The sequence below is a fragment of the Roseateles sp. P5_E4 genome (assembly GCF_054049255.1).
The window spans coordinates 745,734-764,172 of record NZ_JBFUMS010000002.1 but is presented as its reverse complement, the minus strand read 5'-3'; the positions used below and the strand labels follow the sequence as shown (position 1 = coordinate 764,172).

16 protein-coding genes are annotated in these 18,439 nt (G+C 67.6%); 7 read left to right on the top strand and 9 right to left on the bottom strand.

From position 1 onward, the window contains the following. Positions 1-65: 65 nt before the first annotated feature. The 4 genes from ACXJLH_RS06125 to ACXJLH_RS06110 all read right to left on the bottom strand — a co-directional run bounded on the left by ACXJLH_RS06125 (position 66) and on the right by ACXJLH_RS06110 (position 5,635). Complete coding sequence (locus ACXJLH_RS06125; protein ID WP_457442965.1) at positions 66-2,462, bottom strand: 3-hydroxyacyl-CoA dehydrogenase/enoyl-CoA hydratase family protein; 2,397 nt, start codon at positions 2,460-2,462, stop codon at positions 66-68. Between the two features lie 173 nt (positions 2,463-2,635). Beyond that, the gene (locus tag ACXJLH_RS06120; RefSeq protein ID WP_056203610.1) at positions 2,636-3,061 is read right to left on the bottom strand and encodes a DUF2147 domain-containing protein; all 426 of its coding nucleotides are present in this window, start codon (positions 3,059-3,061) and stop codon (positions 2,636-2,638) included. Positions 3,062-3,090: 29 nt separating this feature from the next. Continuing rightward, a complete protein-coding gene (locus ACXJLH_RS06115; RefSeq protein WP_457442963.1) occupies positions 3,091-4,881 on the bottom strand; it encodes an acyl-CoA dehydrogenase C-terminal domain-containing protein in 1,791 nt (596 codons plus the stop codon). A 40-nt stretch (positions 4,882-4,921) separates the two neighbouring features. After that, positions 4,922-5,635: a TetR/AcrR family transcriptional regulator gene (locus tag ACXJLH_RS06110; protein ID WP_457325991.1), complete on the bottom strand. Its 714-nt coding sequence runs from the start codon at positions 5,633-5,635 to the stop codon at positions 4,922-4,924. Positions 5,636-6,014: 379 nt separating this feature from the next. Between ACXJLH_RS06110 and ACXJLH_RS06105 the strand changes: the two genes are divergently transcribed. The 6 genes from ACXJLH_RS06105 (at position 6,015) to ACXJLH_RS06080 (ending at position 9,193) form a co-directional block, all read left to right on the top strand. Then, a complete protein-coding gene (locus ACXJLH_RS06105; RefSeq protein WP_056203026.1) occupies positions 6,015-6,572 on the top strand; it encodes an HNH endonuclease in 558 nt (185 codons plus the stop codon). A gap of 127 nt (positions 6,573-6,699) precedes the next feature. Beyond that, the gene (locus ACXJLH_RS06100; protein ID WP_457389150.1) at positions 6,700-7,179 is read left to right on the top strand and encodes a glycine zipper domain-containing protein; all 480 of its coding nucleotides are present in this window, start codon (positions 6,700-6,702) and stop codon (positions 7,177-7,179) included. A 43-nt stretch (positions 7,180-7,222) separates the two neighbouring features. After that, a complete protein-coding gene (locus ACXJLH_RS06095) occupies positions 7,223-7,498 on the top strand; it encodes a hypothetical protein (RefSeq protein WP_457323434.1) in 276 nt (91 codons plus the stop codon). Continuing rightward, the gene (locus ACXJLH_RS06090) at positions 7,495-7,977 is read left to right on the top strand and encodes a hypothetical protein (protein ID WP_457442961.1); all 483 of its coding nucleotides are present in this window, start codon (positions 7,495-7,497) and stop codon (positions 7,975-7,977) included. Before ACXJLH_RS06095 ends, ACXJLH_RS06090 begins: the two co-directional genes overlap by 4 nt. A gap of 72 nt (positions 7,978-8,049) precedes the next feature. Continuing rightward, positions 8,050-8,508 (top strand): DUF1203 domain-containing protein, encoded by a 459-nt coding sequence (locus tag ACXJLH_RS06085; protein WP_457442959.1) that lies wholly within the window; start codon positions 8,050-8,052, stop codon positions 8,506-8,508. Positions 8,509-8,605: 97 nt separating this feature from the next. Beyond that, on the top strand, positions 8,606-9,193 hold the full coding sequence (locus ACXJLH_RS06080) for a PEP-CTERM sorting domain-containing protein (RefSeq protein ID WP_457442957.1): 588 nt from the start codon (positions 8,606-8,608) through the stop codon (positions 9,191-9,193). Here the strand turns inward: ACXJLH_RS06080 and ACXJLH_RS06075 are convergent. The 5 genes from ACXJLH_RS06075 to ACXJLH_RS06055 are packed head-to-tail and all read right to left on the bottom strand — an operon-like array spanning position 9,190 to position 17,520. Then, positions 9,190-9,945, bottom strand: coding sequence for a carbon-nitrogen hydrolase family protein (locus tag ACXJLH_RS06075; protein WP_457442955.1), 756 nt, complete (start codon positions 9,943-9,945; stop codon positions 9,190-9,192). The genes ACXJLH_RS06080 and ACXJLH_RS06075 overlap by 4 nt on opposite strands. Beyond that, entirely contained in the window at positions 9,942-11,183 is a 1,242-nt protein-coding gene (locus ACXJLH_RS06070) for a saccharopine dehydrogenase family protein (RefSeq protein ID WP_056203010.1), read from the bottom strand. The genes ACXJLH_RS06075 and ACXJLH_RS06070 overlap by 4 nt, the downstream gene beginning before the upstream one ends. After that, the gene (locus tag ACXJLH_RS06065) at positions 11,180-11,725 is read right to left on the bottom strand and encodes a GNAT family N-acetyltransferase (RefSeq protein WP_457442952.1); all 546 of its coding nucleotides are present in this window, start codon (positions 11,723-11,725) and stop codon (positions 11,180-11,182) included. The genes ACXJLH_RS06070 and ACXJLH_RS06065 overlap by 4 nt, the downstream gene beginning before the upstream one ends. Before the next feature lie 58 nt (positions 11,726-11,783). Continuing rightward, positions 11,784-15,470 carry a M48 family metalloprotease gene (locus ACXJLH_RS06060; protein ID WP_457442950.1) on the bottom strand — a complete coding sequence of 1,229 codons (3,687 nt, stop codon included), beginning with the start codon at positions 15,468-15,470 and terminating at the stop codon, positions 11,784-11,786. A 55-nt stretch (positions 15,471-15,525) separates the two neighbouring features. Further along, positions 15,526-17,520 (bottom strand): SDR family oxidoreductase, encoded by a 1,995-nt coding sequence (locus ACXJLH_RS06055; RefSeq protein WP_457442948.1) that lies wholly within the window; start codon positions 17,518-17,520, stop codon positions 15,526-15,528. Positions 17,521-17,725: 205 nt separating this feature from the next. Here ACXJLH_RS06055 and ACXJLH_RS06050 point away from each other — a divergent pair, with 205 nt between their 5' ends. Beyond that, a complete protein-coding gene (locus ACXJLH_RS06050) occupies positions 17,726-18,436 on the top strand; it encodes a phasin family protein (RefSeq protein WP_056203002.1) in 711 nt (236 codons plus the stop codon). The last annotated feature ends 3 nt before the right edge of the window (positions 18,437-18,439 follow it).

Below are 18,439 nucleotides of genomic sequence, written 5' to 3'. Positions count from 1 at the left end.
TTTTGTTCCTAGTCAGTCGAGGACAGAGCTACGCGCTACGCGCTTCGGTCTGTCCCGCGATGTCATTAGTTTCGAACCGGCTTGCCGGTCTGCAGCATCCCCATGATGCGTTCCTGCGTCTTGGGGTTGTCGAGCAGCGCGCAGAAGTGCTTGCGCTCCAGCGCCATCAGGTACTCCTCCGTCACCAGGGAGCCCGCCTCGACCTCGCCACCGCAGACCACATCGGCAATTGCCGCAGCCAGGTGGTAGTCGTGGGCGCTGACGAAGCCGCCGTCGCGCATATTGGCGACCTGGCCCTTGATGGTCGCGATGCCGCTGCGGCCAGCGACCGGGAACAGCGCCTTGTGCGGCGGGCGGTAGCCCGCTTCGGACATGCCGATGGCGGTGGCCGTCGCCACGTGCAGCAGCTCGTCCTTGTGCGGCACGATGATGTCGCTGTCGAGCAGGAAGCCGTTCTTCCTGGCTTCGTGCGCCGAGGTCGCGACCTTGGCCGTGGCCGCGGTCAGGAAGCCGTCCTTCAGGAAGGCCAGGATGTCGGCGCCGGCATTGCCAGCGGCGGCCATCTCGGCGGCGCGACGGGCGATATAGGTCAGTCCGCCGCCGCCGGGCACCAGGCCCACGCCGACTTCGACCAGGCCCACATAGCTCTCGACGTGGGCGACACGGCGTGCGCAGTGCACGGCCAGCTCGGCGCCACCGCCCAGGGCCAGGCCGCGCATGGCGGCGATGACCGGCACGGACGCGTAGCGCAGGCGCAGCATCATGTCCTGCAGCTTCTTCTCTTCCGGCGCGATGCCCTTGCTGCCCATCTTCATGAAGACAGGCATCAGGCTCTCGAGATTGGCGCCGGCCGAGAACACGTCGTCCGGCGACCAGATCACCAGGCCCTTGTAGTCGGCTTCGGCGATCTCGACGGCGCGCAAAAGACCTTCGGTGACGGCCGGGCTGATCAGGTGCAGCTTGGCGGTGATGGAGGCGATGACGACGTTGCCGTCCAGCGTCCAGACGCGCACTTCCTCGTTCTTGAACAACTCGGTGCCGCTCTTCAGCGGGTCGGCGGCGCCGGAGCCCAGCAGCGACTCGGGGAAGGCCTGGCGCTTGTAAACCGGCAGCTCGCTGCGCGGCTTGAACTTGCCCTCAGCGGCGCTCCACGAGCCCGCCGGCGTGTGCACGCCACCGGCTTCGGCCACGGGGCCCTCGGTGACCCAGGCCGGCAGCGGAGCGCTGGACAGCGTCTTGCCGTCGGCGATGTCGGCCGAGATCCATTCAGCGACCTGCTTCCAGCCGGCGGCTTGCCACAGCTCGAAGGGGCCTTGCGTGGTGCCGAAGCCCCAGCGCATCGCAAAGTCGATCTCGCGGGCGGTGTCGGCTACGGTGTTCAGGTGCACGGCCGCGTAATGGAAGCTGTCGCGCAGGATGGCCCACAGGAACTGGGCTTGCGGGTTGGTGCTCTCGCGCAGCAGCTTGAGGCGGTCGGCCGGTTGCTTCTTCAGCATGCGGGCGACGATCTCGTCGGCCTTCTTGCCGCCGGCAACGTACTCGCCCGTGGCGAAGTCCAGGCGCTGGATGTCCTTGCCCACCTTCTTGTAGAAGCCGGCGCCGGTCTTCTGGCCCAGCGCGCCCTTCTCGATCAAGCCAGCCAGCACCTTGGGCGTGGCGTAGGTCGAATAGAAGGGGTCGTCCTTCAGGTTGTCCTGCATGGTCTTGACGACGTGGGCCATGGTGTCCAGGCCGACAACGTCCGCAGTGCGGAAGGTACCGCTCGATGCGCGGCCCAGCTTCTTGCCGGTCAGGTCATCGACGACGTCCACGGAGAGGCCGAACTTCTCGGCCTCGATCATCGTGGCCATCATGCCGGCGATGCCGACGCGGTTGGCGACGAAGTTGGGCGTGTCGTGGGCGCGCACGACGCTCTTGCCCAGCGACGTCGTCACGAAGGCTTCGAGCTGGTCGAGGATTTCAGGCTGCGTGGTCGGCGTGTTGATCAGCTCGACCAGGGCCATATAGCGCGGCGGGTTGAAGAAGTGGATGCCGCAGAAGCGCGGCTTGATTTCTTCGGGCAGCACTTCGGAGAGCTTGGTGATGCTCAGGCCCGAGGTGTTGCTGGCCACGATGGCATGCGGCGCCACGAACGGCGCGATCTTGGTGTACAGGTCGAGCTTCCAGTCCATGCGCTCGGCAATGGCCTCGATGATGAGGTCGCAGCCGCGCAGGACCTCCAGGTGCTCTTCGTAATTGGCCTGCTGGATCAGCGCGGCTTCCGATGCATCACCCAGCGGGGCCGGCTTGAGCTTCTTCAGGCCGTCGACGGCCTTGGTGACGATGCCATTCTTGGCGCCTTCTTTCGCAGGCAGGTCGAACAGCACGACCGGCACCTTGCAGTTGACCAGGTGGGCCGCGATCTGCGCGCCCATCACGCCGGCGCCGAGCACGGCGACCTTGCGGACTTGGAATCGACTCATTTCTTTCTCCATGTTTGCCAGTTGTTCATTGCCCTTCGGGCCGAGCGCCGGGCCGCCCCAAGCCGGCCCGGCTGGCTATGTGCTTGCGGCTCAACGCCGCAAGCATCGCCGTCCCCTCGGGGGACCGACCAGGCTGGCCCGCGTGCAGCGCGGCAGCTGGGCGAGGGGCCACTTCATTCCACGCGAATCCACGTCTGCGTGCGGTAGAAGGGGCCGATGTAGCCGCGCATCTCCAGTTTCTTGCCACCGTCCACGGGCTTCAAGCGGGTGCGGTAGGTCTTGCCGTTATTGGGGTCGAGGATCTCGCCGCCGCCCCAGATGCCGTCGCCTTCGGTCTTCACGCCGCGGATGATCTGCAGGCCGACGACGGGCTGGTCCCTGCGGTCATCCTTGCACTTGTCGCATTTCGCGTTGGGCTCCGCGCTCGGGTCCAGCAGCTTGTCGATGCTGCCGACGAGGGTGCCCCCCTGTTCGCTGATGCGGACCAGCGACTTCGCGGTTTTGCCGTCGTCGTCGATGGTCTTCCACAGGCCCACGGGTGAAGTCTGCGCGAACGCAAACGCGGGCAACAGCAGGGCAGCAGCGAACAGGAATTTCATCGGGGCATCCTTGTCGTTCATCAAGCGGTTCAGAACAGAGCTTCTTCCATTTCCATCAGCGGCGCCAGGCCCGCACGGCAGGTGCGGATCAGCGTCGCCGTCTCGGGCAGCAGCTTCGCGAAATAGAAGCGCGCCGTGGCCAGCTTGGCCGTGTAGAACGGGTCACCACTGTCCTTCTTGGCCAGAGCGATCTTGGCGGCCTGCGCGAAGAAGAAGGCGAAGGTCATGTGGCCCACCACGCGCAGATAGTCCACCGCCGCGGCGCCGACCTCATCCGGGTTGCCAAAGGCCTTCATGCCCAGTTCCTGCGTGAGCTTGTTGACCTTGTCGCCGAGGTCGGCAAGCGGGTTCACGAACTCCTGCATGGCCTCGTTGGTGCCTTCTTCCTCGATGAAGGCGGCGATCTTCTTGCCGAACTTCTTGAGGGTTGCGCCGTTGTTGCCCAGCACCTTGCGGCCCAGCAGGTCCAGCGACTGGATGGTGTTGGTACCCTCGTAGATCATGTTGATGCGCGCGTCGCGGACGTACTGCTCCATGCCCCATTCGTGGATGAAGCCGTGGCCGCCAAATACCTGCATGCAGTGCGAGGTGGCCAGCCAGCCGTTGTCGGTGATGAAGGCCTTGATGATGGGCGTCAGCAGCGCGACCTCGGCCTCGGCGTCCTTGCGCTCGTCCTCGTCGTCGCTCTTGAGCGCCTTGTCCAGCTGCAGCACCGTGTAGCCCTGCAGCATGCGGCCGCCTTCGGCAAAGGCGCGGGCCGTCAGCAGCATCTTGCGCACGTCGGGGTGGACGATGATGGGATCGGCCGGCTTGTCCGGGGCCTTGGGGCCGGAAAGCGCCCGCATCTGGATGCGGTCCTTGGCATAGGCCACGGCGTTCTGATAGGCCACTTCGGTCAGGCCCAGGGACTGGTTGCCGACACCCAGGCGGGCCGCGTTCATCATGACGAACATCGCGGCCAGGCCCTTGTTGGGCTGGCCCACCAGCGTGCCGTTCGCGCCTTCCAGCACGATCTGCGCGGTGGCGTTGCCGTGGATGCCCATCTTGTGCTCCAGGCCGGCGCAGAAGACGCCGTTTCGGCTGCCCAGTGAGCCGTCGGCGTTGACGTTGAACTTGGGCACGATGAAGAGCGAAATGCCCTTGGAGCCCACAGGCGCGTCAGGCAGGCGGGCCAGCACCAGGTGGACGATGTTCTCGGCCATGTCGTGTTCGCCGGCCGAGATGAAGATCTTCTGGCCGGTGATCTTGTAAGTGCCATCGGCCTGCGGTTCGGCCTTGCTGCGCAGCATGCCGAGGTCGGTGCCGCAATGCGGCTCGGTCAGGCACATGGTGCCGGTCCATTCGCCGCTGGTCAGCTTGGGCAGGTAGGTGGCCTGCTGCTCAGGCGTGCCATGGGCATGCAGGGCTTCATAGGCGCCATGCGAGAGGCCCGGGTACATCGTCCAGGCCTGGTTGGCCGAGTTCAGCATCTCGTAGAAGAACTGGTTCACCAGATGCGGCAGGCCCTGGCCGCCGAACTGCGGGTCGCAGGAGAGTGCCGGCCAGCCGCCTTCGACGTACTGCTTGTAGGCTTCCTTGAAGCCCTTGGGCGGCTTGACCTCGTGCGTGGTCTTGTCGAGCACACAGCCCTCGGCGTCGCCGCTGAGGTTGATGGGGGCGATGACTGCGGCGGCGAACTTGCCACCCTCCTCAAGCACCGCGTTGATCGTGTCGGCGTCGATGTCTGCATGCGCGGGCAGCATCTTCAGTTCGTCGACGACGTTCAACAGCTCGTGCATGACGAACTGCATGTCACGCATGGGCGGGGTGTACTGGGGCATCGGGGTACTCCTGGAACGGTCAGTGGGTCAAGAAAGGGGTTCAGCGCTTGGCGGTGCCGGTCTTTGGAAGCTTGCGGCTGCCGTCGATGTCGAGGCCAAGCGGCGTGGCGTAGAACTGGATGGCTCGGTCAAAGCCGATGCCGGCACGCGCCAGTGCGCCAGGAATGCGCATGAAGCGCGCGTCGTGGTGCAGGGACAGGATCAGGCCGTGCAGCTCGAAGCAGATCTGCTCGACATCGGCATCGGCTTTCAGATGGCCCTCGCTGATGGCGAGCTGGATGGCCTTTTGCAGCGCCGCATGCCAGGCCTTGACCATGGCCACGAGAGCATCGCGCACCGGGCCGGGCCGGTCGTCGAACTCGACGGCGCCACTGATGTAGATGCAGCCGGAGTCGACCTCGACGGATACGCGGCGCACCCAGCGCTCGAACATCGCGCGCAGGCGCGGCAGGCCGCGCGGCTCGCGGATGGCGGTGAAGAAGACTTCTTCCTCGAACTTGGCGTGATACTCAGTGACGACCGCGATCTGCAGTTCCTCACGCGAGCCGAAGTGGGCGAAGACGCCCGACTTGCTCATGGCTGTCACATCGGCCAGTGCGCCGATGGACAAGCCCTCCAGGCCCATGTGCGAGGCCAGGCCGAGAGCAGCCTCGAGGATGGCGGCACGGGTCTGCTGGCCTTTTTGCAGCGAACGCGCAACGCGCGCCGGCTTCGCAACGCGCAGCGGGGCGGTTTTCTTGGCGGGAGTGGGCAGCGTGGACACGGGCAGAAGGGGCGGAAGCCAGCCTGGAATAAAACGAACGATCGTTCTATTTTGCAGGTCGCTCCCGTGACAGCGCCAGCTTGTCCTACCGATTTCCTAGGGTGATGTGCCTAATACTGCCAACAACCTAGTGCAAACCCTGGCCCCTCGTCCGGTCTCGCGCCGCTGAACGCGGGCGTGCCCGGCCGATCCCCCGGGGGGATGGCGATGCATGCGGCATCGAGCCGCATGCACATCGCCCGACGGGCCGGCTAGGGGCGGCCCGGCGCTCGGCCCAAATACCGGATGCGCAGAACCGCCACGCTGTCATGCACACACGCTTGAGTGCCGGGTCGCTTCTGAAGTAGTCTCCGGGAGGAGGTTGACTTCTGTGGATGTGCTCCAACTCGATGTCTCCGGCCGACCCCAGGCCTGGATCACGACCCGCGAAGCGGCCGTGATCTACGCCTGCGACGGCGTGGCCTGGACGCTGGGCGACCCCTGCCAGGTGCTGCGCGGGGGCTGGCAGCGCATCTCCGGGCGCCAGTCGCGCATCGAGGTCCACCCCATCATTGCCGTGCGTGGCGCCGTGCCCAGCCGGGCCTGGCGCCAGGCGCCGGCGCTGACCAACAGCAAGTTGTTCGTGCGCGACCGCTTCGTCTGCGCCTACTGCGGCCACCACTGCCTGCCCGAAGACCTGACACGCGAACACATCCACCCAACATCGCGCGGCGGCTACGACACCTGGATGAACTGCATCACCGCTTGCCGGCCCTGCAATGGCCGCAAGGGCAACCGCATGCCGGAGGAGGCGCACATGAGCCTGCTCTACCTGCCCTATGTGCCCAGCCTGCACGAGGACATGATCCTGCGCGGCCGCCGCATCCTAGCCGACCAGATGGAGTTCCTGCTCGCCAGCGTGCCGCGCAGCTCGCGCCTGCATGGGTGATGCGGGTCATTCCCGTTGACCGCCAACGGTAAAGAGTTGTAGTCGGGGGCATCGAGCCGTCAACGGCGAGACAATTGGCGACGTTGGGCTGCCGGTTTGCCCAAGGAGTATTCGAATGTCCAAGCTCATGACCTCCCTCACCCTGGCCGCAGCTGTTGCGCTTTCGGCCTGCTCGACGACCAGCCCCGACGTCGTCCAGCGTGGTGACGCGCAACGCATGTCCCAGATCCAGGACGCCACCGTGCTGTCCTCCCGCCCCGTCACCGTCGACGGCTCGCAGAGCGGCGTCGGCGGCGTGGCCGGTGGCGTGACCGGCGCGATTGCCGGCAGCTCGGTCGGCGGCCGCCGTGAAGGCGCGGTCGTTGGCGTCATCGGTGCCGTCGCCGGCGCCGTCATCGGCAACGCCATTGAGCGCTCGGCGACCAAGGAAGATGCTCTCGAAATCATCGTCCAGCTGCGCAACGGCGAGCGCCGCGCGATCGTCCAGGCCAAGGGCGCCGAAGCCTTCAACAGCGGTGACCCCGTTGTCCTCGTGACGACCGGCGGCAAGACCCGCGTGCAGCGCGCCCCGGCCGTCGTGCCGGCCGCTCCGGCCACCAACGGCTGACGCTCACAGGCCGGCTTGTCTCCAAGGGGGGACAATCCGGCCCATGAGCATGAAGAAAACCGATCTTGAACGGCTCGCCGGCCTGAAGCTGGACAGCGCGATGCGCGGCAAGGCGGCCCCCGGCCGCTTCGGCCAGGCCGCTGCCGCCCTGCCTGACCGCAAGGCCCAGCGCAAGCTGGACGCCGCCGCCGGCCTCGTTCCCTTTGCCTGCAAGTTGCCTGCTGAGCTGACCGAGCAGTTGCGCGAGCGCGCCACCGGCCGTGAAGGCGGCATCAATGCGCTCGTCGCCGAGCTGCTGGCCAAGGGATTGAAGGCATGACTGATCTGGACGACCCCGTCTTCGAAGCGCGCCTGTGGCGCGACAACGGCTGGACGGCCCAGGTCATCAAGAACGAAGACGACGAAGGCTGGGCTGTCGCGATGTTCAAGGCCGGCGAAAGCGAGCCGGCCCTGGTCGGCCCCTGGACCATGGGGCGCGACAAGAAGAACCCCAAGCCACTGGACGTCAACGCCTTCAACACGCTGGTGAAGACGGCCTCCGAGGTCCTCCGCCGCCATGAGCAGCAACTGCACGCCCAGCTGAACAAGGCGCTCTATGTGGCGCGCGACGGCAACTGGCTGAAGATCACGCTGGAGATCGTGCCCGCCGAGGACGACCCCTATGCCTGGCTGGCAGCCTTTGATGCCGCCGGCGAGCGCCTTGCGCAGGTCAAGGTCGCAGCCGGCTTCAAGCTCAGCCAGGCGTCCGCCGAAGCCTGGGTGGACAACGGCTATGAGCGTCCCGCAGGCCGAGATTGAAGGTCCGATTGCGGCCAGACGCAGCCCGGCCGTGTCTGAAGAATGGCGTGCATCCACCCCTTGGAGCACACCATGTCCTTTCGCATCACCGGGCTGTCCGCCCAACCCTTCCAGCACCTCTTCGGCCTGAGTGACGCAGCGCTGGCCGACCACGGTGCGCTGCGCCATCGCGGCGCGGGCCTGCCCGACCGCGTCGAACTGCGCGACACCACTGAGGATGAGTCCGTGCTGCTCATCAACCACGAGCACCAGCCTGCCGACACGCCCTACCGCTCCCGCCACGCCATCTACGTGCGCGAAAAGGCCGGAGAAGCTTTCGACGCCATCGACACCGTGCCCGACGCATTGCGCAGCCGCCTGCTGTCACTGCGCGCCTTCGATGCAGCGGGCCTGATGATCGATGCGGACATCGTCGACGGCGCAGCCATCGAAGGCCTCATCGAGCGCCTGCTGTCCCGGCCCGAGGTGGACTACATCCACGCCCATTACGCACGACGCGGCTGCTATGCGGCGCTGATCCGGCGCGGCTGAACCTGCCCCCCCCGAGTCGGGGGACACCCCCAAGTTCAAAGCCCACGGCGCGGACCGGCGGCGGATAGATTGCGCCGAACCCCACCGGAGACGCGCGATGACTTCGATGCCCCGCCTGCCGCTGCTCGCTGCCGCCGCCTTGCTGACGGTCGCGCCCGCCTGGGCCGCCACGCTGTACACCTTGCCCGCGCCGACGGCCACGTTGGACACCACGGTCTCGGTGACCGCCAATTTCGCCGCTGGTGCCGGCGCCGGCCTGATCGACTTCACGCTGGCCGGCTACGCCACGCTGGACGGCGACAACGGCTATATCGACATCCTGCGCGTGACGCTGAACGGCAGCGAAGTGTTCAGCGGCACCTGGAATCTCGGCGGCGGTGGCGCCGACCGCGTGCTGTTCAACCCGAACGGCGCCACGGTCGGTGCGGTGGTCAACCAGCAGCTGACGATCAGCCTCCCCGTCACGCTGGCCGCGGGCAGCAACCAGCTGGTCTTCAGCATCGACAGCCCGACGACCTTCGAGGGCACGGACCGAGCCGGCTTCCAGGGCCTGGGCGACGAGGGCTGGGGCTTGAATGCCGCAACGGTGACTGGCGCGACTGCCCCGGTGCCCGAACCCACCAGTGGCGCGCTGCTGCTGGCCGGCCTGGGCGTATTCGGCTGGCTGGCCAAGCGCAGACGCTAAGCCAGATCCACGACGATCAAGGCGGCTTCATCCCGCGGCAGCGTCAGCACGCAGTGGCCATCCGGCGCGATGACGACGCTGGCCCCGAAGCCGCGCTGCTCGGGTGCGTTCAGCGATTCGGCCCAATTGCTCTGCAGCACCCAGGCGCCCAGCTCGCACGCCAGCGCCTCGGCGCCGGCACGATAGGCTTGGCACAGCGCCGCCTGCTCGGCGTCGGATTCGCTGATGTAGCTGGGCCAGAAGATCACGCGTGGCCCCGAGCCAATGGCCGCGGCGCGCAGCTCCGGTAGCAGCGCTGCGCCGTCCAGCGTCTCGCGGCACAGCACCGACGTCGCCAGCACGCCACCGATCGCCGTCCAGCCGCGTTCATCACCCCGCGCGAAGAAAGTCGCCTCGCTGTCGGTCAGCCCGCGCTTGTGCACGCGGCCCAGCTCGCGGCCCGCGGCGTCGATGTAGAGATGGCTGTTGAACACCGCGCCGTCCACGCCCAGTGTCGGCACGCCCACGGCCGCCGCGATCCCGAGCCGCGCGCAGGCCGCACGCAGTTGCGCCTCGGCATCGGTCAGCGCCCGTTCATCGAGCAGTTCAGGCACGCGGCGGTGAAAGCCCGTCAACGCCAGCTCGGTGCCGACGCAGCCCTTGGCACCGGCCGCTGCGGCCGCCTCCAATGTGGCCAGCGTCTCGGCCAGGCTGGCCTGCAGCGTCCAGTGCATGCGCGGCTGGCTGACCGCCCAGCGCGGGACGCCCGTCAAGCCGCGATCTCGAAGGTCAGCCCGGCGCGTTCATGCAGGCGGCGCACCAGGGCCAGCCCCATGGCACTGCCCGGCGTCCAGATGCCGCCCGGCGTCGCGTCGCGTCCCACGTCCTGCACGAGGCACAGGGCGGCCTCGCTGATGAGCTTGCAGGTCGAGCCATAGCCGGGGTCGCGGTCGCCCTTGACGACGGCGCGCAGCAGCTCGCCGCCGGCCGACCTGCCGGTGAACCAGAGCTCATAGTGCCCGGCCTCGCGCGCCGCCTTGTCCGGCCCGTCGCCGGGCTGGGTCAGCACGAAGCGGCGCAGCAGGGCCCGTGTCGGCGTGAAGCCCAGGGCCAGGTTCTGCAGCTTGGTGAAGCGGGCCAGCGCGATGGCCTTCTTGCGCCCCTTGTCGGCCTGGCCGGGCTTGCCGGTCAACAGCTTCTCGCTGTAGATGAAATCGGCGCCCCAGGGGTGGCCGCGCAGCGCGTTGCTGCGGTGCACGTTTTTCGTGTTGATGGTGGCCATGAAGAAGGGGCCGCTCCAGCGGTCGGCCCAGCCGTCGAAGTCCGCGGCCTGCCCGCCGGGCTGGCGCGGGCCCTTGAAACCCGGTGTCAGCGCGAAGGGGTTGGCCATCACCTTGATGAGCCCGGGTTCGCGGCGCACGGCCTCGATGGTCTCCATCATGCTGGCCAGCGTGCCGCCCGACGCCGTACCCTTCACTCGTGCGACGCGGCCGCGCACTTCCGGCAGCGGCGCGCCGAAGCGCTTCTGCGCCTCCGCCTGCAGGTAGACGACGCCGAGATCGAAGGGGATGGAGTCGAAGCCGCAAGAGAAGACGATTCGCGCGCCGCTCTTCTGCGCCAGTGGCGTGAGCTTGTCGATCATCTTCGCCATCCAGAGCGGCTCGCCGCAGAGATCGACGTAATCCGTGCCGCCCTCGGCGCAGGCCGTCGCCAGCGGTTCGCCATGCAATTGGTAAGGCCCGACCGTCGTGATGACGCAGCGCGTGCGCGCCACCAGTGCCTTCAGCGCTGCAGCGTCGTTCGCATCGGCCTTGAGCAGCGCGACGGACGGCGGCAGGTGCAACTCGTCGCGCACCTTGCCCAGCTTGTCCAGGCTGCGCCCGGCAATTGCCCAGCGCGCGCCACCGGCCCCGCTCAAGTGCAGGTATTCCGCGACAAGACGGCCCGTGAAGCCGGTCGCACCGAAGACGATCAGATCGAATTCACGGTTGTTGTGGCCAGCGGAGCTCACTTGTCCTTGCCTTTCATCGCCATCCACTCGCTGCGCAGCAGCGACAGCGAATGGCAGTCCACATACTCACCGCCGACAAACACGACGCCGCGCTGGATGCCCTCGTGCGTGAAGCCGCACTTCTCCGCCACACGCCGGGACGCATGGTTGTGCACCGACATGCCGCAGGACAGCCGGTTCATCGGCCAGTTCTCGAACAGATAGTCCACCAACAGCGCGGCAGCCTCCGAAGCCAATCCGCGGCCGCGCATCGCGACGTCGGCCAGCGTCCAGCCGATCTCGCGCGCCGTCGTGTAGCGGGCCGCGGCGAAGTGCACCACGTCACCGATGACGCTGCCGTCGTGCAGGTGACAGATCAGCAGGCGCTCGGCGTCCTCGTTGGCGAAGCCGTTGTCCTTCCAGCGCTGGTCCACAGCATGCGGCGTCATCATGCGCGAGCCAAGGTAGGGCCCGCGCACCTGCGGGTCGCCCACGGCGCGCTTGAGCCAGGGCAGATCGTCTTCCGTCACATAACGCAAGCCGACGTGTTGGCCTCTCAACATGAGCTCGGTTCCTTGAATGAGAAAGCCCGGCCGAGGCCGGGCTCCGGGGCATTGTGATTCAGTTGAAGTAGGGGCGCTCGTGGCTCTGGAGCAAGCGCTTGGCGGCTTCCCGCCAAGCTGGCGGCGCGCGGCCACCCAGGCGCACGGTGGCCATGCTGTAGGCTTGGCCGCGCAGCTCGGGCAACAAACCTTGCAGATGCTTTTCAGCGCTGGCCAATGCGGCAGTGCTGCCCAGCGCGTTGCGAAAGGCTTCGAGCTTGCGGATCTGGTCGGGCTCGATGCCGGCACTGGCCATGGCCGCGGCGGGCAGCGCAGGCGCGGGCCGTCCCTCGCGGTCGGCCAGGGCCAGCGCCGTCCAGTAAGTCAGCTCGTCCAGGCCGTCGTCGGGAGGCAGGGTCGCGACACGCCGGCGCAGGTCGGCCGAGGCGCCGTCGGACGCCGCAGCCAGACGCAGTAGATGCGAAGAAGGCGCGGCGTCGACGCTGGCCGCCTTGTCCGGTTCTCCGGCCGCGAGCCTGGCGAAGGCCTCGGGCTCGGAGACCAGCGCGCGTGCCCGCACCTGGTAGCCGAGTGCGCCCAGCAACCGACTCGGCGGGCCGATGCGCTCGGCCTCTACACCCAGCTCCTTTTCGCCAAGCAAGCGACGCAGCCGGTTGGCCTCGATGCTGGCAAACGGCGCCAGTGCGGGCTCCACACGCGCCAGCTCATAGTCACGCAGCGCCACGCGCCAGTTGGCATTGCCGGCTTCGGCCTTGGCCGCGCCATAGGCCAGCCAGGCGTGCTGGGGGAAGCGCGCCAGGCCTGCCAGCAGCGCGGCGTCACGCAGTGGACCTTCGGGCAAGCACCGTGCGGCCAAATAGACCGAATGGCCGTCGGCTACCGGCGCGGCCGCGCGGCCGTCGAGTTCGTCACACAAGCTCCTCTTCTCGTCGGCGGGCAAGGTGTCCATGCGTTCGCGCAGCAGCTCGATGCCTGCCGGCTCGCGTGACAGAGCCGCGGCCAGCACCTTGTCGTGGGCCGGCTGGCCGCGCAGCAGGCGCAACCAGGCGTAACGCACGGGCGAATCACGGCGGTCCCAAAGCAGATGCTGCTCGCTCAAGCGCTCGACCGCCGCTGCGTCGTCGCGCAGCAGGCTGAGCTGCATGGCCGGGGCCACATCCGCTGCGCTGTAGAGCACGTGGCGGATTTCGGTCTGCCCCTGCTTGACCGAGACGCTCTGCGGCGGATCGCCAAAGAAGACATCGGCCTGGCTGCTCGACCAGCGCGGTGCGCCAAGCACCCTGGGCGGCACTTGCCCCGCGTCGCGGCCATAGGTGTAGGTCAATTCCACCAGCGGCGCGGCGCCGGCGACGTTGTAGATCGGCTGGCCCGGGCCGTGCTCCAGGGCGACCTCGAAGCGCTCGATGAGCTCACCCTGCTCCGTCTCGGCGCTGATGGGGAGATGAGCGTCCGGCGCCTGGCCGACGGTCGCCGAACCAAAGGCGGGTAATGTGATCGCGCCCGCTCCGCCAACGCGCACGCGCACCGGGCGGTCGAAGCCGTTGAGCACCTGCACACTGATGTCGCCATAGCCACCGCCAAAGCCGAGCACGCCGACGACGATGCCGCCCGCCACGGCGATACGCGCCGCAGCCGCGCCGCGGCCTTGTGCGGCCAGGAAGCGCGCCCACGGGCTGGGACGCAGGTCGCGCGGGCGCTCGGCGCCTTCGAGCAGGGTGGCGTAGCCGCGCGGCGTGGACGGCACCGTCGCCTCGCCGGCGGGCTCCTTGGCAGCCGTGCGGCTTTCCGCGGCCAGCAGTTCCGCCAGCACGGCACCACGCAGCCCATTGAGGGCGCGTTCCGCCAGGTCCATCCAGCTGTCGATGACGCCGAGCCAATCGCCCAGATGGCTGATGTCGGGCGGACCGAGCTTCAACTCACCCAGCGCGGCGACCCAGCTGTCGACCTGCAGCCGCTTGCAGGTGGCTTCATCCAGCACCACGTCAGGGGCTTCGGCATAGAACTGCTGCAGCGCGTGATGCAGCCGGCCGCCGGCATCTCGCACGCGCATGCGACCGGCATCGCTGATCCGGCCCGTGGTCTCGACGCGAACCGTGTGCGCCAGCATGCCGCGCAGGTCGCGCAGATTGGCGGCGGTGTGCTCGGCGTAGTGCAGCTGAGCGAGCAAGCCGCGCAGCCGCGCCTCGCTGCCGTCGCCCAACGCCCGCGCCAGCGCGAGATGGGCCGCACGGGCGGCCTGGTCGTGGCGGCGCAGTTCGGCCAGCAGCTCGGCATGCTCGGCCGGCTCCTTGTCGGCGTCGATGCGGCGCCAGCGGCGCACGGCCTCGCCCAGGCTGGCCGGATAGAGGGCGGCGAGGCGTTGGATGCCCTCCGCCTCCTCGGGAAGGTCGCCAACCAACTGGCCGGGCTCGGCCGCATGGCGGGTCAGGGCGCGGCCCAGGTAGGCACCGCGGTAGCGCGGCTGCAGCAACTCGCCACCGAAGCGCTCATCCAGCGCGGCTTGCAGAGTCGCCTCATCCATGGCCTTGGCGGCCTCGGGCGCCTCGATCAGCCGGCGCGTGACTTGCTCGCGCAGCGTGGCGGCGTTCTCGAACAAGGTCCAGGCACTGCGCTCATCAACCTCGCTGGCCTTGTAGTTTGTCTTGGCACGCGCCTCGCGCTCATGGTTGAGCGGATGGGTGCGCCACATCTGCGGCACGGCGCTGTCGGCGGTGTCGAACAGGCGGCTGAGGCCGCCCTGTGCGACCGGCACCCGGCCATAGTCGGCGTCATCCAGCATGCGACCGGTGCGCTCGGCGATAGCTCCCTGCAGCGCGAACAGGTCGCCCACCCATTGCTCCTTGGCCCGCAACTCGCCCGCCACGCCGGCGGCACGGTCCCAGTCGATGTCGGCCGTCTGCAGCTTGTAGAGGGCGTGCACCAGCGCATCGCTGCCGGTCAGCGCGACGGCCACCGCGTCGGCGCCGTACTCCATCTCGCGGCCCAGGCTGCGCTGCAGCAGCTGCACACCGGTGAAGACGCTGTCCACCAGGCTGCGGATGGCCCAGACGATGACGCTGAGCACCCAGCCGACCCAGGCGATGCGGAAGTCGAAGCGGCTCAGGGCCTGCAGGAAGTTGTCCAGCATGTCGCGCTGCGCCACCAGCCGCGCAGCGATCTGCTGGGCCACGTAGACCCAGCGGCCTACCGCCATGGCGCGCTGGGCGAAATGGCCGAACTCGTGCGCCAGCACCGCGCGCAGTTCGCTGCGGTTCAGCACGTTGACCAACCCGAGGCCGATCTCGAGGTTCTTCTTGGTCGGGAAGAGCAGGTTCAGCGGCGACAGGTCGTAGAACACCGCCGCGTTGACACGGGCCGACACCAGCACGCGGTGCGGGCGAGGTGCGCCGACCGCGTCGGCGATCGCATTCAGCTCGACGAACAGCGCGGGCTGGTCGGTGCTCTGGATCTCCAGGCTATGGTCTTCAGCGCGGCGCTGGCGAAAGAACAGCGCCTTCAGCATGAAGACGGCCAGCAGCGCCGCGCACAGCGCCACCAGAAAGGCCCAGAAGCCGTCGCTGCGGCCGGCGAAGGCGCTCTGGCCCAGCCGCCAGGCCGTCCAGGCGAACCAGCCGGCCAGGCCGAAGTAGACGCCGAGGAAGGCGATCAGCGAGGCCATGGCGCCCCAGGCGCGCAGTTGGTAGCTGCGTGGCGTGGGTGCTGGCTTGACGGACGGCAGCGGCCCGACAGGGTGTGAGTGTTGCAAGAGATCCTCCCTTCACGCGCCGGAGCTCTGTGGCCCCTGGGCGCTCATCGATGGCTTAGAAGTGAATCCCTCGCATCATTTGTTGCATCGCGATGGCCTCGGGCGACAGCCCCGACTTGCCCGACTTGTCGCCCTTGGCGGCGGAGCTGTCGGGGAACATGCGGAAGGTCGTGTTCATGACGATCTGCGCGATGCGCGGTGCGGCGGCGTGCAGCATCTCGCCCGAGATGCCCAGGCGCGTGGCGATGCGCACCGGCTTGTTGATGCAGGCCTGCGCAATCATGTCGCCAGCCTCCTCGGGCGCCAGCGTCGGCACGTTCTTGTAGATCGCCGTGGGGGCGATCATCGGCGTGCGCACCAGCGGCATGTTGATCGTCGTGAAGGTCACGCCGGTGTCGGCGAACTCGCTGGAAGCACAGCGCGTCCAGGCGTCCAGCGCGGCCTTGCTGGCCACGTAGGCGCTGAAGCGCGGCGCATTCGTCAGCACGCCGATGGAGCTGATGTTGACGACATGGCCCTTCTTCTTGGCCACCATGCCGGGCAACAGGCCCATGGTCACGCGCAGGCAGCCGAAGTAGTTCAGGTCCATCGTGCGCTGGAAGTCGTGGAAGCGGTCGTAGCTGCTCTCGATGGCGCGGCGGATGGAGCGGCCCGCGTTGTTGATCAGGAAGTCGACGCCACCGAACTCTTCGGTGCACCACTGGATCAGCCCGGCGCAACCAGCCTCGTCGGCGATGTCGCAGGCGTAGCTGTGGATCTGCGCGTCCTTGCCCGCCGCGGCCTTGATCTCCTTGACCGCCTCGGCCAGCTTGACCTCGTCGCGCGCGCAGATCAGCGTGATGGCGCCGGCCTCGGCGAACTTGATGGCCGCGGCCAGGCCGATGCCCGACGAGCCGCCCGTCACCAGCACCACCTTGCCGCCGGTCGCGCCGCGCAGCGAACGGTCGATAAACAGCGCCGGGTCGAGATGACGCTCCCAGTAGTCCCACAGCCGCCAGGCGTAGTCGTTCAGGTCCGGGCAGGCGATGCCCGAGCCCTTCAGCGCAGCCTCGGTGTCGCGGCAGTCGAAGCGGGTCGGATAGTTGACGAAGGTCAGCATGTCCTCGGGGATGCCGAGGTCCTTCATGACCGCGTTCTTGATGCGGCGCACCGGCGCCAGCGCCATCAGCCCCTTCTTGACGCTCTTGGGGATGAAGCCCATCAGCGCCGCATTGATGAACAGGTTCATCTTGGGTGCATGCGCGGCCTTGCTGAAGATGTCCAGCACGTCGCCGACGCGGTAGCCCTTGGGGTCGACGAGGTGGTAGCAGCCGTGGGCCTTGGTGACCTTGTGCGAGATGTGGTCGAGCGCATCGACGACGAAGTCCACCGGCACGATGTTGATGCGGCCGCCTTCCAGGCCGACGCTCGGCAGCCACGGCGGCAGGATCTGGCGCATGCGCTGGATCAGCTTGAAGAAGTAGTAAGGCCCGTCGATCTTGTCCATCTCGCCGGAGGTGGAGTCGCCCACCACCAGCGCGGGGCGGTAGACCGTCCAGGGCCGCTTGCATTCCTTGCGCACGATCTTTTCGCTCTCGTGCTTGGTCATGAAGTAGGGGTGATCGAGGTTCTCTGCCTCCTCGAACATGTCCTCGCGGAACACGCCTTCGTACAGGCCTGCCGCCGCAATCGAGCTGACGTGGTGCACATGGCCGGCGTCGATGGCCTGTGCGAACTCCACCATGCTGCGCGTGCCCTCGATGTTGACGGCGACCTGCGACTCCTCGTCGGCGCCAAGGTCGTAGACCGCAGCCAGGTGGTATAGGTGGTCGATCTGGCCCTTGAGGCTCTTGATGACGTCGCTGGCCACGCCGAGCTTTTTGCTCGTCAGGTCGCCGTAGACGGGGATCGCGCGGGTCTTGCTGACGCCCCAGTAGGCGAGCAGGTCGGGCAGCTTGGCCGCACTCTCCTCGCGCATCAGGAAATGGACCGTGCTGCCGCGGCGAGCCAGCAGCTTCTTGACGAGCCGCTTGCCGATGAAGCCTGTGGCGCCGGTGACGAAATACTGCATGCGGGTCTCCTGCTTGTGGATTTGGACGTTGTCGCGCTGATTCTTGACCAGGGTTTGCGGCCGCCCGCTGGGCACTTTCCCCAGGAAACGGCCTTCGCCATCGTAGAGCGCACTCACTAGGAATGGCCGTGCTGAAGGGGGATCGCGCCGCTACAGTCCCGGCGGCTGATCCCAACAAACCGCGCTAACTCGCAAGGACACCCAAATGGTCAAGAAGCTTCAAAAGATGGCAGACAAGAAGAAGGCCTCGGCCGCCACCGGCTTCCCGGCTGGCCTGCTCGATGGCGACATGGCCAAGAATGTCAAGGACAGCGCCCAGCAGATCTGGGCCGCCGGTCTGGCCTCTTTCGCCAAGGCCCAGGGCGAAGGCGGCAAGGTTTTCGAGGCCCTCGTTTCGGAAGGACTCAAATTGCAGAAGAAGACCCAATCCGCCGCTGAGGAAAAGCTCAGCGCCGTGGCCACCAAGGTCAGCGGCATGGCTGGTGATGTCGGCGCCAAGGCCGGCCAGCACTGGGACAAGCTGGAAAGCATCTTCGAGCAACGCGTCGCCAAGGCGCTGAAGACCCTGAACGTGCCGTCCGCCAGCGACGTGCAGAGCCTGATCAAGCGCATCGACGACCTGGCCGTGTCGGCCGGCCTGAAGAAGGCTTCGCCCGCTGCCAAGGCCAAGAAGGCCGTCGTCAAGAAGGCTGCTGCCGTGAAGAAGGCCGTCGTCGCCAAGGCTGCGCCCGCCAAGAAGGCTGTTGCCAAGAAGGCCGCTCCGGTGAAGGCCGCCGTCAAGGCTGTGGCCAAGAAGGTTGCCGCTCCCGCCAAGAAGGCTGCCGCCCCGGCGAAGAAGGCTGCTCCGGCCAAGCGCGCCCCGGCTGCCAAGAAGGCTGCCGCCGCACCGGCCGCCGAGCAAGCCGCTCAAGCCTGAGCA

Excerpts from the sequence above, each read along its gene's own strand:
- ACXJLH_RS06055 (WP_457442948.1), bottom strand. The coding sequence starts at position 17,520 with ATGCAGTATTTCGTCACCGGCGCCACAGGCTTCATCGGCAAGCGGCTC.
- ACXJLH_RS06125 (WP_457442965.1), bottom strand. The coding sequence starts at position 2,462 with ATGAGTCGATTCCAAGTCCGCAAGGTCGCCGTGCTCGGCGCCGGCGTG.
- ACXJLH_RS06120 (WP_056203610.1), bottom strand. The coding sequence starts at position 3,061 with ATGAAATTCCTGTTCGCTGCTGCCCTGCTGTTGCCCGCGTTTGCGTTC.
- ACXJLH_RS06090 (WP_457442961.1), top strand. The coding sequence starts at position 7,495 with ATGACTGATCTGGACGACCCCGTCTTCGAAGCGCGCCTGTGGCGCGAC.
- ACXJLH_RS06080 (WP_457442957.1), top strand. The coding sequence starts at position 8,606 with ATGACTTCGATGCCCCGCCTGCCGCTGCTCGCTGCCGCCGCCTTGCTG.
- ACXJLH_RS06065 (WP_457442952.1), bottom strand. The coding sequence starts at position 11,725 with ATGTTGAGAGGCCAACACGTCGGCTTGCGTTATGTGACGGAAGACGAT.
- ACXJLH_RS06100 (WP_457389150.1), top strand. The coding sequence starts at position 6,700 with ATGACCTCCCTCACCCTGGCCGCAGCTGTTGCGCTTTCGGCCTGCTCG.
- ACXJLH_RS06115 (WP_457442963.1), bottom strand. The coding sequence starts at position 4,881 with ATGCCCCAGTACACCCCGCCCATGCGTGACATGCAGTTCGTCATGCAC.
- ACXJLH_RS06050 (WP_056203002.1), top strand. The coding sequence starts at position 17,726 with ATGGTCAAGAAGCTTCAAAAGATGGCAGACAAGAAGAAGGCCTCGGCC.
- ACXJLH_RS06085 (WP_457442959.1), top strand. The coding sequence starts at position 8,050 with ATGTCCTTTCGCATCACCGGGCTGTCCGCCCAACCCTTCCAGCACCTC.
- ACXJLH_RS06095 (WP_457323434.1), top strand. The coding sequence starts at position 7,223 with ATGAGCATGAAGAAAACCGATCTTGAACGGCTCGCCGGCCTGAAGCTG.